This is a genomic window from Paraferrimonas haliotis (assembly GCF_002282895.1).
Taxonomy (GTDB): domain Bacteria; phylum Pseudomonadota; class Gammaproteobacteria; order Enterobacterales; family Shewanellaceae; genus Paraferrimonas; species Paraferrimonas haliotis.
In genome coordinates this window covers 295,013-310,449 of sequence record NZ_NRRB01000001.1, presented here as the reverse complement: position 1 = coordinate 310,449, position 15,437 = coordinate 295,013, and the positions used below count along the sequence as shown (strand labels likewise).

Genomic DNA, 15,437 nt, shown 5'->3' with positions numbered 1-15,437 from the left:
TCACCAAGTAACCACTGTAAAAAAATGGTTAAATTCATTGATTAAGCCCAACATCCTGTTAACTTATTACTTAAGAGATGTATCAGTTTCAAGCAATAGCTGGCAGTTTAATTGTCGGTTGAATACTAAAAAGTAGGTCGAGGATTCTCTATGAAATGGACACGCCGACAATTTGTAAAAGCAAACGCCATTAGCGCTGCAGCAACGCTCGCAGGCATTAATTTACCAGCAAACGCCACCAACTTAATTACCTCATCCAGCGATACTAAAGTCACCTGGGACAAAGCCCCCTGTCGTTTCTGCGGAACCGGTTGCAGCGTGTTAGTGGGTACTCGCAAAGGCAAGGTAGTGGCCACTCAAGGAGACCCAGAGTCGCCGGTTAACAAGGGCCTAAACTGCATTAAAGGCTATTTTCTATCTAAGGTTATGTACGGCAAAGATCGCTTAACCACGCCTCTGCTGCGTATGACCGACGGCAAGTTTGATAAAAACGGTGAATTTACCCCCATCAGTTGGGATCAAGCCTTCGATATCATGGCGCAAAAATGGAAGGAAGCGCTGGCTAAAAAAGGGCCGACTTCGGTAGGTATGTTCGGCTCAGGCCAGTGGACCGTATGGGAAGGTTACGCCGCTTCTAAGTTGCATAAAGCCGGCTTTAGAACCAACAACATTGACCCTAACGCACGTCATTGCATGGCTTCAGCTGTAGGCGGCTTTATGCGAGCCTTTGGCATCGATGAGCCCATGGGGTGTTATGACGATCTCGAAGCCGCCGACGCCTTTGTTCTGTGGGGCTCCAACATGGCGGAGATGCACCCCATTTTGTGGTCACGCCTAACCGACCGCCGTTTGTCCTCGCCGCACGTTAAAGTTCACGTGCTGTCTACCTTTGAGCATCGCAGTTTCGAACTGGCGGACAATGGCATTGTATTCACGCCACAAACCGATTTAGCCATTTTGAACTTCATCGCTCATTACATTATTGAAAACGACCGAGTCAATTGGGATTTCGTAAACAAGCATACCCACTTTAAACGCGGCACCACCGACATTGGCTACGGTTTACGTCCTGAACATCCTTTGCAAAAACGCGCCAAAAATCCAGACTCCGGCAAAATGACCGACATGAGTTTCGATGAATATCGCGAGTTTCTCAAAGACTATGATTTAAAAACCGTGGCCAAATTATCCGGCGTGCCGGAGCACAAATTAGTTGAATTAGCCGAAACCTACGCCAACCCAAACATCAAAGTTACCTCGTTTTGGACCATGGGTTTTAATCAGCACACCCGCGGCGTATGGGCGAACAACTCGTGCTACAACATTCACTTGTTAACCGGAAAAATTTCAGAGGCCGGTAACAGCCCATTCTCATTAACCGGACAGCCGTCAGCTTGTGGAACCGCCCGTGAAGTGGGTACCTTCTCGCACCGTCTCCCGGCTGATATGGTGGTTAACAACCCTAAACACCGCGCTCACGCCGAAGAGCTATGGCAACTGCCAGAAGGCACTATCCCACCAAAACCGGGTTACCATGCGGTACTGCAAAACCGCATGCTTAAAGACGGCAAGCTCAATGCGTATTGGGTGATGTGTAACAACAACATGCAAGCCGCGCCCAACCTAAATGAAGAAGGCTTACCCGGCTATCGTAACCCTGAAAACTTCATTGTGGTTTCTGACCCATATCCTACCGTTACCGCACAGGCGGCGGATTTAATTCTGCCTACCGCCATGTGGGTCGAGAAAGAAGGTGCTTACGGCAACGCAGAACGACGCACCCAATTTTGGCACCAACAAGTAAGCGCTCCAGGCGATGCTAAGTCGGATTTGTGGCAGCTGTTGGAGTTCTCAAAACGCTTCCAAGTAGAAGACGTATGGCCGGAAGAGCTATTAGCCAAGAAACCAGAATACCGAGACAAATCGCTGTACGAGGTGCTTTATCGCAACGGCAAAGTTGACGCCTTTGGCCAAGATGAAATCAAAGCGTCCTTAAACGACGAAGCCAAGCACTTTGGCTACTACGTGCAAAAAGGCTTGTTCGAAGAATACGCTTCCTTTGGTCGTGGCCACGGTCACGATTTAGCCCCGTTTGACCGCTACCACGAAGAGCGCGGCCTACGCTGGCCTGTGGTTGATGGCAAAGAAACTCGCTGGCGCTTCAGAGAAGGCTCCGACCCATACGTTAAAGCCGGTAACGGCGTTGAGTTTTACGGCAAGCCCGATGGCAAAGCGCTCATCATCGCCACCCCGTATGAACGACCACCAGAAATGCCCGACGCCGATTACGATCTGTGGCTCAGTACTGGCCGCGTGTTGGAGCATTGGCATTCTGGCACCATGACCCGTCGGGTTCCCGAACTCTACAAAGCATTCCCAGATGCGGTGATCTTCATTCACCCCGAAGATGCTCGCGAGCGTAAGTTAAAGCGTGGCGATGAGGTCATAGTGAAAAGCCGACGCGGTGAGCTTAAGAGCCGCATTGAAACCCGAGGCCGTAATCGCCCACCGAAGGGGTTGGTATTTATGCCTTGGTTCGATGCTAAACAGCTAACCAACAAGTTAACCCTTGACGCGACGGACCCATTATCTAAAGAAACCGACTTTAAAAAGTGCGCCGTTAAGATCATGAAGGCCTAACCCATTTATCGAAAGCCGGCTGAAATAGCCGGCCAATCTCGCGGGACGCGAGAGGAGAGTAATATGAACATGAAACCATCAATCGTATTGGCGAGTTTAGCCTTGGTTTTGTCACTGCCCGCAAGCGCCAACAACGGCGGAGTTAACTCTCTGCGCGGCAATACTGAGTTGAACCAACAGGCCCAAGCAGAGCAGTTAAAAAAGGTTGTCGAGCAAGACAAACCCTATGCCAGCAGCTATGTGTATCAGCCACCATTAATTCCGCATAAAACTCGTCATTACGAGATGAGTTTAAATGCCAACAAGTGCTTATCTTGCCACAGTTGGAAGAACGCTCGAGACAGTGGCGCCACAAAAATCAGTGTGACCCACTATCAAGCCCGAGAAGGTGAAGTATTGGCCGACATGTCGCCACGACGCTACTTTTGTTTGCAGTGTCACGTGACTCAAGCCGATGCTCAGCCTCTTGTGGAAAACCAATTCCAAGCAGTGGATTCATTGCGCCAGTAGTCGAGCATTGAGGTAGAAAATGAAATTTATTAAAGACTTTTGGCAACGCCTTAAAACCCCCAGTAAAGTTGCTGTGGGCGCGGTTCTGGGTATGGGGTTCGCCGGCGGTATCATGTTTTGGGGCGCTTTTAACACCGTAATGGAAGCCACCAACAGCGAAGCGTTTTGCGGCGGCTGCCACGAACCACTAACGGTTGAAATACAAGAAACCATTCACTTTTCTAATCGCTCTGGGGTGCGGGCGATTTGTTCAGATTGTCATGTACCTCATACCTGGACCGAAAAAATCGTTCGCAAGGTGCAAGCCAGTAAAGAAGTGTTCGCCTTCGTAATGGGGACAATTGATACCCCAGAGAAATTCGAAGCACGACGACTGCACCTCGCCGAGCGCGAGTGGGCACGAATGAAAAAGAACGACTCACGGGAATGTCGAAATTGCCATGAATTCGAATACATGGACTTTTCCGAACAGCGCCCTCGAAGCGTTGCCATGCATTCAACGGCTCTGGCCAACGGTGATAAAACCTGCGTTGATTGTCATAAAGGCATTGCTCATCGCTTACCTGATATGAAAGGCGTAGAGGGATGGCAGTAGCCTAAGGAGAGTTAATTATGAGCACGTTAGAATCAATTATTTGGCACATTCTCGGTTACGCCGCCATGCCAAGCATCTTTATTGTTGGCTTTATTGCGGTTGCTGTTGTGTCCATGGCAATTTTAAAACGTATGGAAAAATAGCTTAGGCTTTCTTCCAGCCGCCAACGTCTTAAGGCTCGTCATCCCCATTGGCGAGCCTTTTTTACATTTGCAGCGCAACTAACATACATCTCAACAAACAACCGCAATCAAATTCATTGCAACCTTTTTACAGTTTAAAAAATGAACGATATCTTGATCACAAAGCCCCATTAGAGTTTTTGCTCACTAAGGGCCGCCCCCTATACTTTCCACGCTTATCGCACTAATCACATTATTAAATCGCCGGCGCTATGAACGCTGGCACCTAAGACGCGTGCAGTGCCTCTTAGGGCAAGGATACAACAATGAAACACTATATCAGTACAGCTATGGCGCTCGTCGTCATGCTTGGCATCGGCGTAGCTAATGCCCAAGAGAATGCTCAAAATACCGGTCGATATGACCGTATATTCCCTATTTGGGCTCAAGAAGCCATGGATCTTGGTCATGAGCTGCCCAAGCCATACGGCCTCACCTTTAACTACATGTCCATGGATCAACCCCTTATTATTGACGCAATCCAATTGTCGGGGCTCGGCGGGCTGGACGATACCATTTCCATCGTTGGCGACGAGGCCGATCAAACCTCAGAAACCATCACCTTGCGCGGCGATGTATGGCTGCTGCCTTTTCTTAATGCTTACGGGGTTATCGGTCACACCAAAGGTTCAAGTAAAGCTCGAGTTTCGGTATCCGTAGACATGTTACCTGTGCCCATTCCAGTACCGTTCGATCTGGAATTCAAAGGCACGACTTATGGTGCTGGCACCACCTTAGTTGGGGGAATTGGTAATTGGTTCGCCTTGGTCGACGTGAATTACACCAAAACCAACCTCGATATTTTAAAAGGTGAAATTGACACCCTAGTGGCATCACCAAGAGTCGGCTATCGCACGCAATTTTTTGGTAACAACGCCCAAATTTGGGTAGGCGCCATGTATCAAAAAGTGGAACAACGTTTTAGTGGCTACCTCAATGACGTTATCGACTTAGGCATTCCGCTGCCCAGTGATGCCATGTTTCACGTCGAGCAACATCTCGCCGACCGCTGGAATGGTCTGTTTGGCGCCCAAGTTGAAATGGGCAATGGCTTTGACCTGTTAGTTGAAGGTGGCTTTGGTACTCGAAAAAGCTTAATGGTTGGTCTGGGGTATCGTTTCTAACATGACTCGCTTTCTGTTAACCCTGTGCCTCATGATTACCTTAAGCGGGTGCTCTTCGGTGCAGCGAGTCGAAGACATGCAAGCTCGCCAATGGCAGCAGCTTGGCTTTACTGAGCAGCAACTGGCTCTGCCTAACCACCAAGGGCAATTACACTACTTCGTTGGTGAACATTCTGATAAACCGGCTTTGCTGCTGATTCATGGTATTGGAGGCACAGCCATCAACACTTGGAGCGAGGTCATTCCTCGTATCAATGAACATTTTTACGTAATTGCGGTGGACCTGCTGTGGTTTGGTGACTCCTTTAGTAACCAAGAAGCAACCCTGCCAGCACAAACTCAAGCCATGTCGGCACTACTGGATCATTTGAACATCACTGAGGTTGCGGTGGTGGGGCTGTCCTATGGCGGCTTTGTTACCCTAGACATGATGATCCACGAACCTAGGGTTAACAAGGCCATCATGATCTCAAGCCCTGGGCTCAGCCTCTCCGATAAAGAAATAGCCGCCTTAAACCAAAGGTTTAACAAATCCAGCAGCAGTGACATTTTCGTCCCCAAGGATCACCATGGTGTGCGCTTGTTGTTAGATAATTCGTTTGCCGATTTTCCTTGGTATCCCAGTTTTATTGATGAACAAATCAATCAGCTGTACTTTGCGCCTAACCCATCGCAAAAGCGGGCCTTAATTGATTCTTTACCCAGTTATCGAGACCAGTTGCTCGAGCAAAATGTAACCCAGAATTTGCCGCCATCATTGCTGTTGTGGGGCGCCAAAGATAAAATTTTTCCTTTGCATTTAGGCATGGAGTTCGCCCGTTTATTATCAAGCCCTATTGTCATAGTGGCAAACGGCTCTCATGTACTGAGCAGTGACGCTCCTGATGTCGTTGGTGACGTCATTAACGAGTTCCTCGCCAATGATTAACCGCTCAACAATAACCACCATGATTATCTTGCTGTTGGCGATGGTTGCAAGCGGGTGCACAAGCAGCGACTGGAGCATGAGTGCCGCACCATCAACGCTGGCCACTCAGCAAGCACTCAGCGACACGCCGGATCCAACGCTTACTAAAGAGGTGCATTTTAGCGAGCAATCCGTCTTCGAATTGCCCACCAATGTGCGCCCTTGTTGCGCCTTTGGCCATAATCAAAAAGTCGCTATTTATACCTTGCCGGTGCCGCTCTTTCGCTTGTCGAATAGCGTCGACTTAGAGACGATTGGCGCCCATGGCTACGGTGCCGGTAGCTTTAGTTACCAGCGTCCGGCACCCAATCAGTCCAGACGCACCGAGAATAACGGCTTGATATACACCCAACGGGGCGGCTTTATCGATTTAGCGCATGTGCGAGATACCGCCGATTTAACGGTGGCGCTGTTTTATCGAATTCATCCAAACTTAGGCAAGCCACATCGCATCGACCTGCCACCTGAGCTCGGTCCTCGTCACATTGAACTGAGCAACTTCTCGGTCGACGGCTTGTCCGCCGAGCAACGCTGGCAATTAGCCGCCTCGTTATCGGCACGACTGGCCTATTTTATGGCGGAAGCCCATGAAATCGCACAAGGGCATGGCTATCGAAGTTTCGCCCCTTGGAGCGAAGCCGTGTCCGCCTATTCGGTGGAAGATTTGTATTCCAATATGCTGGGAGCCAAGCTGGCATTGGCCATTTTAAATAATCATCAAGCAGCGACTCGGCAGCAGTTCAATTTTCATATGACTCAATGGTTAAACGCCAGTTTATTAGAGCTTGAGGCGGTACCAATTAAGCAAACCAACGCCTTGCTGGATGCGGTTGATGGGTATTGGTGGAACTCAAACGAGCCGTTACCGAATAAGTTCACCTTGTTATTGCGCCACTACCAACTTGGCGACCGCCAATCGCCCTATTTGGTCGCCTCCCAATTAGCGCAACGAAGTGAACATTGGCCTCTCTTGCAAAGCTTATACCACGGCGATGTAAACCCGCTTAATTTATCTTTGCAAAGCGAGCTCTTTGGTATTCAGTTCGATCGTGTTGCCAAGCTGTGGTTGTCTGTCGAGCAGCGCTACGCCGACAGTTTTGCCCACATACCAGAACCGGTTTGGGGCGATGGCTTTAATCATACCCAGTTTGCAACCATTGCCCAGTTCGATGAACGGCTGGATAAACAGCAGCTAAGCCTTTATCTTGAGACTAACCCGCACCTTGCTGGACCTAAATTATTTGAGAGAAATCAACCATGATAGCGACGCTGCGCCATTGCCTGATAATTGGACTGATACTGACCAGTGTCAGCGCAGCAGCCAGTCATAACGCACCTGAGCCGCTATCAAACGAACCCAGTTGGCTTGATGAGTTTCTCGATAAACTTGGCGCCGATGGCGAGTTTGATGCCGATAAACTGATTGATTTTAGTTTTCTTCCTGGGCCCTTTTATAACCCGGAAATGCAGCTGGGTGTGGGCATGTCCGCTGTTGGGCTGTATCAGGTGGACGATAACCCTAACACGCAACTGTCATCACTGGTGATCAACGCCTTAGCGTCAACCAATGGTGCTTTGGGTGTTTCCATGAACAACAAAACCTTTCTCAATGAAGACCAACAACGCTTCTACCTAACCATGGAGTTGTTTGACGTACCCGATGTTTATTACGGCGTAGGCTATGACAGCAATCACCAGCCCAACAACCGAGTGGACTTTGACAGTCGTTCTGCTCGATTAAATCCTATGTGGTTACAGCGTTTGTTCCAATACAGCTTTGTTGGTATTGGCTTTGATGTGGATTACGAACAAGGCCGAAATGTAACAGCAATAAACCCTGACATTGACGGTTCACTTGTTACTGAGTCGTCCACCAGCGTAGGCGTGGACTTACTGATTAACTACGACAGCCGAGACAATGTGCTTAACCCTCAACAAGGGCGTATCGCACAACTGGAACTGGGTATCTATCGCACCGCACTGGGCAGTGATAATAATTTTAATATCATTGACTTACAGTACAGCCGCTACATAGGACTGCGGGAGCAAGACGTATTAGCTTGGCAGGTACGCGGTCGTTTTAGCAGTGGCGACGTCCCTTGGAACCAGCTGTCAAAGCTGGGGGGTGGCCACTTGCTTCGAGGTTATACCTCTGGCCGTTATCGTGATCAGCAAATGCTGCTGATGCAAGCGGAATACCGCCATCATTTAAAAGGGCGCCACGGCATGGTGTATTGGCTTGGGGGTGGGGTATTAGCCGATGAAGTGCACCATCTAACCGACAGTAAGGTGCTGCCTAGCGTTGGCCTAGGTTACCGTTTCGAAGTAAAGCCTCGGGTTAATTTGCGACTGGATCTCGCCTTTGGTGACGGTGATAGCGGCTTCTACTTTAATGTAAACGAAGCCTTTTAGGTTCGATAAAGCACTTTAACAACGTGCCAACCAAAGCGCGTCTTTACCAGTTGCGGGGTTATCAACTCCCCTTGGAAACAGGCTTTATCGAACTGAGGCACCATTTGCCCTTTGCGAAACTCGCCCAAGTCGCCCCCTTTTTTAGCCGATGGACACTTGGAATACTTTTTAGCAAGCGCTTGAAATTTAGCGCCTTTTTCGAGCTGCTTAAGCACATCGAGCGCCTGATCTTTGTGTTTCACTAAGATGTGTAAGGCGTGGGCTGTTGTTGCCATGGCGGTGTTCCTGATGTCGTTAATAAAGGCCGTTTCTGAGTGTCATTGTAACGAACGCACCCAAGCAATTGCAGTCTGATGCAAGGAATTGAGGCGTTAGCGCATAGTATCTAATTAGCAGATACATACTAACTTTATCCATTTCAATTTTAGAGGATAATAGTCCCACTCTTTCCACAACCGCTCGCAAACGGATGACCGATATGACGCTCGCTACTTCTCCTTCCATTGCATCTCAATTTTGGCGCAACGCGATTCCTGCAATTACCGCTATGCTGGTCAGTGGTATTTACATCATTACCGATGGCATCTTCCTTGGCCAATATGTGGGCCACCAAGCCTTGGCAGCGGTCAATTTTGCCTACCCTGTCTTAAGCGTATTCTTTGGCTTGGGGTTAATGCTCGGCATGGGCAGTGGCTCGCTCATATCCATTGCCCGCGGTAAACAGCAACTGCAAGCAGCTGGCCATGCGCTGTACGCCACATTAGTACTCACATTATTACTGGCACTGCTCGGTGCTATCGCCGTGTATTGGGGGGCGGAATTCATTATCACCGCACAAGGAGCCGATAGCGCCACCACGGCCCTGGCGTTGCAGTACATCAACATTTTTGCAATCGCTGCCATCGCGCCCATGGCCTCCATAGCTCTGCCAATGCTGATTCGCAACGACGATAGCCCTAATGTGGCAACGCTTATCATGATATTTGGTGCTCTGTTTAATGTTGCTCTGAATTATCTGCTCATCGTCAAACTTGAGTTGGGTTTAGAAGGCGCCGCCTTTGCTACGGTTGCGGCCAATACGGCCGTCATCGCTTTCAGTCTTTTGTATTATCGCTCAGCACTTGCACTGGTAAAACCGATGCGAACCCGTCCATCGGCTCTGGTTAAGCTAATGGGACAAAGCTTAATGCTGGGCAGCTCGCTGTTGGTTATGCACCTGTACAGCGGCTTCATTATTGCCTTGCACAATCGCTTGTTTATCGAGCACGGTGGGGTAACCGCGGTCTCCGCGTTCGCCATCGTCGGCTATTTAATGACACTCTATTACCTCTTTGCGCAGGGTTTGAGCGAAGGCATGCAACCGTTGGTGAGCTTTTTCCATGGTGCCGCACGTGTAAGCGACAAGCGCAAGGTGGTGGCCCTCGCCAGCAAGCTGGTAATAGTCAGTGGCCTTGTTTGGTATGGGCTGCTTAACCTATCGCCCCAATACGGTATATCACTGTTTAATACCGAAACCGAGGTGATTAACAGTGCCAGCGATGGCTTGCTATTTCACCTCAGTGGTATGTTTCTAGACGGTATGATTGCGTTAATGGCGGTGTATTATATGGCGACTCAGCAAGGCCTTAAGGCGCTGGCGGTATCCATAAGCAACATGCTGGTGCAATTGCCATTTTTATGGATACTGCCTAAGCTTTTCGGAATTTTAGGCGTGTGGTTGGCACTGCCATTATCCAACCTATTGCTTATCATGATACTTGCGCCAATGTTCTACCGCGATCTTTATGGCTCAAAGCCATCAGGCTCGTTTGAGGTAGCTCACTGTCGTTAGGGTCAGCTGGTGTTTTAGGTATTGAGTCACGTCATCACCTAGCTGGGGATCGTGCATGGCGTAACTCAAATTGGCTTTCAAGTAACCAAGTTTATCACCACAATCGTGACTGTGGCCTTCTATGTGATAAGCCTCTACCGAATGCCGATCCAGCAAGGTAGCAATGGCATCGGTAAGCTGAATTTCACCGCCAACGCCCGCAGGAGTGCTGGCCAACAAGGGCCAAATTTCAGAGGTAAACACGTAGCGACCGACAATGGCTAGATTGGAAGGCGCATCCTCTTTAGCCGGCTTCTCTATAATGGAATAAATGGGAGCAATGCTGCCAGGGAATAACTCTGTGCCTTTGCAATCGGCGATGCCGTATTTACTCACGTCATCCTCGGCCACTGGCTCCACCATAATTTGCGTCACACCGCTGGTTTCAAAGCGTTCAACCATGGCCGCTAAGTTATCCTGCTCAAGCTGGCAGCTGTATTCATCCAGCACCACATCCGGCAATACCACAGCAAACGGCTCGTCACCAATCACCGCATGAGCACAGTTAATGGCGTGCCCTAACCCCTTCGCCTCACCTTGACGCACGCTAATAATGGTAACGCCTTTGGGGCAGATGCTTTGCACTTCTTCTAACAGTTGCCGCTTAACTCGGTTTTCTAAAGTCACTTCCAGCTCGAAGCTGGTGTCGAAATGGTTTTCTATGGCGTTTTTGGAGGCGTGGGTCACCAACACAATTTCGTTAAGTCCTGCACATACGCATTCATTAACTATGTGCTGAATGAGGGGCTTATCTACCAAAGGCAGCATCTCCTTTGGAATGGCTTTGGTTGCCGGCAACATTCGGGTTCCTAAGCCGGCGACAGGGATCACGACTTTCTTCACAGTATTATTCATAGGCACATCTCTTTAGCGCAGTTAAGCGACCATTAATCCGTCGGCTTTTAGTAAGCGGTATTACCGGTAAAGCCTTTGATTGCGGTCATGGCAATTATTTTTATGTCCATCCATAACGACCAATCATTGATGTACTTCAAGTCGTATTCTACTCGACGTTCCATTTTGTCGAGGGTATCGGTCTCACCGCGAAAACCGTTTATTTGGGCGAGGCCAGTAATGCCTGGTTTCACTTTATGGCGCAGCATGTAGCGATCGACAATGCTGCGATACTGTTCATTATGAGCCACCGCATGAGGTCGTGGACCAACAATGGACATATCACCTTGCAAGGTATTAAAAAACTGAGGTAATTCATCCAACGAAGTGCGACGGATAAAGGCACCAAAGCGGGTGACACGTGGATCATTGCGCGTAGCTTGAGTGACGTGATCACCATTTTCACTGGTGGTCATGGAGCGAAATTTCCACACTTTTATGCGACGGCCATCCAGCCCGTAGCGATCTTGCTTAAACAATATGTCTCCCGGCGACGACAGTTTTACACCAATCGCTACCAGCAACATCAGTGGGCTTAACACCAATAACGCAAGGCATGAAATCACAATGTCTTCCGCTCGTTTTACCCACGAAGACAAGCCGTAAAAGGGCGTATCAAAAACACTGAAGGTTTGCACATCGCCGACATTATTCCAGCGAGAGTGCATGAGGTTGTAAGTGAAAAAATCCGGCACAATATAGGTGTTGGCGGTGGTATCGCTAAACTCTTTTAAATAAAAGGCAATGCGATCTTTCGCCGACAATGGCATGGCAATGTACACTTGGTCGATATCAGAATTTTTAGCTCGCTCTAACGCTTGCGCTACCGAGCCATCGCAATGCATGCCGGTTTTGTTGCACACGCGTTGGTCATTGCGATCGTCATAATAGCCGTCGAGCACTATCCCTAAATCTTTTTGTTTCTCTAGCTCCTTACCGAGCCGAATGCCGTTTTCGGTAAGCCCAATAATGGCGGCTCGGCGGCTATTAAAACCGTGGGAGCGCATCTGCCCTTTGGTTTTTTGGATCAACAACCGCCAACTTAAAATGAGTGCTGGCGCTAACAGAAACCAGCTACCAATCACCAGCCGAGAATATATCTCACTGGTTTTGGTGAAGTAAGCGCACACTAACAAAATGGCTGCTGCCACCACCCAACTGACTAAGACCACACCGGCTTGGCGGCGAAAGTTGTTCATGCGCCACGAGCGATAGAGGTCGCCGCTTTCAGCACAAATTAAGAAACTCAGGCAAGCAATGGCCGCACAAAAACCGTAGAAGTTTACGAAACTCACACTGACTATCTGGATGCATAACCATAAACTGATCATGATGATGAAGAGATCCGCTAACCGAAAGAATAGCGCAAACCCAAGGTCGTGATCTCTTATAAGACCTCTATTCATGCAAACTGCCTTTTTTATTTTCGCCTGTTGAGATAGGCGGATTTGTTATCTTCTGCTTTACAGCAGCTCCCCAGATATTCCCTCTAGAATCGAGCCAAATATCGGTTGTTTTCACTAACTAAAATGAATTGGTAAAGGAAAGCTTAGTAGAGATTAAACAGTGATCAAGGCAAATAAGTTGTTTTTTACCAGTACGTTATCCTGTTTATTTAAAATAAACAGGATAACCATCTAATGCTTGGCGTTTGGTAAGCGCTGTCAATCTAGCGGAAAAATGCGTTTAAGCGAAGGTGACCGCTACCCGCGGTGTCAGTTTGGTGACTAACTCATAAGAAATGGTGCCGATTTTCTTGGCAACACGCTCCACCGGCAGCTGCTCTCCCCACATGATAACTTCGTCGCCGGCTTTATCTTGGCAGGACAAACCTAAATCAATGGTAAGCATGTCCATAGAAACCCGTCCAACAATGGGGCATTCTCGACCATTGACCCACACAGGGGTGCCAATGGGCGCGTTTCTTGGATAGCCGTCGCCATAACCAATGGCCACAACGCCTAACCTTGTGTCGTGGGGCGCTTGCCACGTACCGCCATAACCAACGGCCTCCCCTTGCTTGTGGGGGCGAACCGCGATTAAGCGAGACACTAAGGTCATGGCGGGCTTGAGGCCACAGCGCTCGGCTAAATCATCATCGCTGGGGCTAACCCCGTATAACGCTAAGCCGGTGCGGATCCAGTCTTGTTGAGCTTGCGGGAAGCTCAATGCCCCCGCCGAATTGGCAATGGTGCGCTCGCCGGGTAGCCCGTGAGTTAACCGCTCAAATAAGGCTAATTGCGCTAATGAAGACGGGTTGGACGGATCGTCGGCACTGGCAAAATGGCTCATTAAATTAATGGGTTTAGCCACTTTATCGTTGGCCATTAGCCGTTGATAGATCTCTAAAAACTGCTCTGGACGAATGCCTAAACGGTGCATTCCCGTATCAATTTTTAGCCAAACCTTAACCGCCTGTTGAATGGAGGCGGCCTCTAGCATCTCAACTTGGCTGATGTCGTGAATAACCGTGTCAATGTTATGCGCCACCAGCTTTTGGTAATCACTGCTGCGAAATACGCCTTCAAGCAATAACAAACGCGCGCTGACTTGGTGTTCTCGAAGCTCTAACGCCTCTTCTAAACGCGCCAGACCAAAGCCGTCGGCCATGCTTAAACAGCGGCATACTTCAACTAAATTGTGGCCATAGGCGTTGGCTTTGACCACCGCCATGATTTTACTGGAGGGCGCCAACGCCTTTAGCCGTTGCAAATTGTGCAACAAGGCTTGGCGATTAATATCGGCGCGAGGAAAAGGCTTCAAATGCTTGCTCTTCTAGATAGATTATTCGTCGAATTCGCGGTGACCCGCGTAGTTGTCAAAGCGAGAAAAATGCCCCAAAAAGGTTAACGGCACTCGACCAATTGGGCCGTTACGCTGCTTGCCAATAATGATTTCTGCCATGCCTTTATCCGGTGAGTCATCGTTATACACCTCATCGCGATAAATAAACATGATTAAGTCGGCATCTTGCTCAATAGAGCCGGATTCACGCAAGTCTGAGTTCACAGGGCGTTTGTCAGCTCGCTGCTCCAAAGAACGGTTAAGCTGTGATAGCGCCACCACAGGTACCTGCAACTCCTTCGCCAGCGCCTTAAGCGAGCGGGAGATTTCGGCAATTTCTAAGGTACGATTATCGGACAATCCCGGCACCTGCATTAATTGCAGGTAATCGATCATAATCATGCTCAAGCCGCCGTGTTCACGGGCCACTCGTCGAGCGCGGCTGCGCACTTCGGTCGGAGTTAGGCCCGACGAGTCATCGATGTGCATTTTGGCTTTTTCTAGCATCAAGCCCATGGTTGACGATACCCGCGCCCAATCTTCATCATTGAGCTGGCCGGTGCGTATGTTGGTTTGGTTAACCCGACCCACCGAGGCCAACATCCGCATCATAATTTGTTCTGAAGGCATCTCCAGACTGAAAATAAGCACCGGCTTGTCTTCGTTCATTGCGGCGTATTCGCACAGGTTCATGGCAAAGGTGGTTTTACCCATGGACGGACGCGCAGCAACAATCACCAAATCGGATTTTTGCAAACCTGCAGTCATTTTATCCAAGTCCGCGTAGCCGGTAGAAACTCCAGTAACACCACCGTTATTTGGGTTATTAAACAACTCTTCAATGCGATCGACGGTTTTATTTAAGATGCTTTTAACGTCTTCAGGGCCTTCATTATCTTTGCCTCGAGATTCGGCGATCTTAAATACTTTGCTTTCAGCCAAGTCCAATAACTCAGCAGAGTTGCGTCCTTCGGGGTTAAACCCGGCATCGGCAATGTCACTGGCCACACGAATCATGTCTCGCACAACGGCGCGTTCACGAACAATTTCCGCGTACGATTGAATGTTGCTGGCACTGGGAGTGTTCTTGGCAATTTCGCCTAAATAGGCAAAGCCACCGGCATCTTCCAGTTGCTGATGAAGCTCTAAGCGCTCGGAAACGGTGATCATATCCAGCGGGTGGCCGCCTTCAATAAGCTCTTGCATGGCCTCAAAAATAAGCTGATGAGCACGGGCGTAAAAGTCGTCTTTGGTGATGTGCTCCGAGACTCTATCCCAAGCCTCTGCATCTAACATTAAACCACCTAATACCGACTGCTCTGCTTCTAGCGAGTGCGGAGGCACTTTCAGCTGTGCCACTTGCGCGTCTGGCTTTTGATTGCGCTTATTTTTGTTAAATTGACCTTGCTGTGTCATGAAACGCTCTTCTACTGGCCCAATTGGGGCAAAAATGTGGTTA

At 49.1% G+C, this 15,437-nt stretch carries 14 protein-coding genes; 9 read left to right on the top strand and 5 right to left on the bottom strand.

Annotated elements, in window-relative coordinates; translation table 11 throughout:
* Positions 1-150: 150 nt before the first annotated feature.
* The 8 genes from napA (at position 151) to CLC91_RS01375 (ending at position 8,430) form a co-directional block, all read left to right on the top strand.
* Complete coding sequence (gene napA / locus CLC91_RS01410) at positions 151-2,640, top strand: nitrate reductase catalytic subunit NapA (protein WP_095499869.1); 2,490 nt, start codon at positions 151-153, stop codon at positions 2,638-2,640.
* 69 nt (positions 2,641-2,709) lie between these two features.
* A complete protein-coding gene (locus CLC91_RS01405; RefSeq protein WP_095497578.1) occupies positions 2,710-3,150 on the top strand; it encodes a nitrate reductase cytochrome c-type subunit in 441 nt (146 codons plus the stop codon).
* A 19-nt stretch (positions 3,151-3,169) separates the two neighbouring features.
* A complete protein-coding gene (locus tag CLC91_RS01400) occupies positions 3,170-3,745 on the top strand; it encodes a NapC/NirT family cytochrome c (RefSeq protein WP_095497164.1) in 576 nt (191 codons plus the stop codon).
* 17 nt (positions 3,746-3,762) lie between these two features.
* Complete coding sequence (locus CLC91_RS01395; RefSeq protein ID WP_095497163.1) at positions 3,763-3,888, top strand: TIGR02808 family protein; 126 nt, start codon at positions 3,763-3,765, stop codon at positions 3,886-3,888.
* 305 nt (positions 3,889-4,193) lie between these two features.
* Entirely contained in the window at positions 4,194-5,051 is an 858-nt protein-coding gene (locus CLC91_RS01390) for a virulence protein (protein WP_095499868.1), read from the top strand.
* Between the two features lies 1 nt (position 5,052).
* Positions 5,053-5,979 carry an alpha/beta fold hydrolase gene (locus CLC91_RS01385; RefSeq protein ID WP_095499867.1) on the top strand — a complete coding sequence of 309 codons (927 nt, stop codon included), beginning with the start codon at positions 5,053-5,055 and terminating at the stop codon, positions 5,977-5,979.
* Positions 5,972-7,279, top strand: a complete 1,308-nt coding sequence (locus tag CLC91_RS01380) for a DUF4056 domain-containing protein (protein ID WP_095499866.1) — start codon at positions 5,972-5,974, stop codon at positions 7,277-7,279. Before CLC91_RS01385 ends, CLC91_RS01380 begins: the two co-directional genes overlap by 8 nt.
* Positions 7,276-8,430, top strand: a complete 1,155-nt coding sequence (locus CLC91_RS01375; RefSeq protein WP_095499865.1) for a BamA/TamA family outer membrane protein — start codon at positions 7,276-7,278, stop codon at positions 8,428-8,430. The genes CLC91_RS01380 and CLC91_RS01375 overlap by 4 nt, the downstream gene beginning before the upstream one ends.
* Here CLC91_RS01375 and CLC91_RS01370 read toward each other — a convergent pair.
* Positions 8,427-8,705 (bottom strand): peptidylprolyl isomerase, encoded by a 279-nt coding sequence (locus CLC91_RS01370; RefSeq protein WP_095497158.1) that lies wholly within the window; start codon positions 8,703-8,705, stop codon positions 8,427-8,429. The two genes, CLC91_RS01375 and CLC91_RS01370, sit on opposite strands and share 4 nt — an antisense overlap.
* Positions 8,706-8,908: 203 nt before the next feature.
* Between CLC91_RS01370 and CLC91_RS01365 the strand changes: the two genes are divergently transcribed.
* A complete protein-coding gene (locus CLC91_RS01365; RefSeq protein WP_158220666.1) occupies positions 8,909-10,261 on the top strand; it encodes an MATE family efflux transporter in 1,353 nt (450 codons plus the stop codon).
* Here the strand turns inward: CLC91_RS01365 and galU are convergent.
* The 4 genes from galU to dnaB form a co-directional block, all read right to left on the bottom strand.
* On the bottom strand, positions 10,229-11,155 hold the full coding sequence (gene galU, locus CLC91_RS01360) for a UTP--glucose-1-phosphate uridylyltransferase GalU (RefSeq protein WP_095499863.1): 927 nt from the start codon (positions 11,153-11,155) through the stop codon (positions 10,229-10,231). The two genes, CLC91_RS01365 and galU, sit on opposite strands and share 33 nt — an antisense overlap.
* Before the next feature lie 47 nt (positions 11,156-11,202).
* On the bottom strand, positions 11,203-12,600 hold the full coding sequence (locus tag CLC91_RS01355; RefSeq protein ID WP_095497155.1) for an undecaprenyl-phosphate glucose phosphotransferase: 1,398 nt from the start codon (positions 12,598-12,600) through the stop codon (positions 11,203-11,205).
* Positions 12,601-12,880: 280 nt separating this feature from the next.
* Entirely contained in the window at positions 12,881-13,957 is a 1,077-nt protein-coding gene (gene alr, locus CLC91_RS01350) for an alanine racemase (protein WP_095499862.1), read from the bottom strand.
* A 21-nt stretch (positions 13,958-13,978) separates the two neighbouring features.
* Positions 13,979-15,394 (bottom strand): replicative DNA helicase, encoded by a 1,416-nt coding sequence (dnaB, locus tag CLC91_RS01345; protein ID WP_095497153.1) that lies wholly within the window; start codon positions 15,392-15,394, stop codon positions 13,979-13,981.
* Positions 15,395-15,437 lie beyond the last annotated feature (43 nt).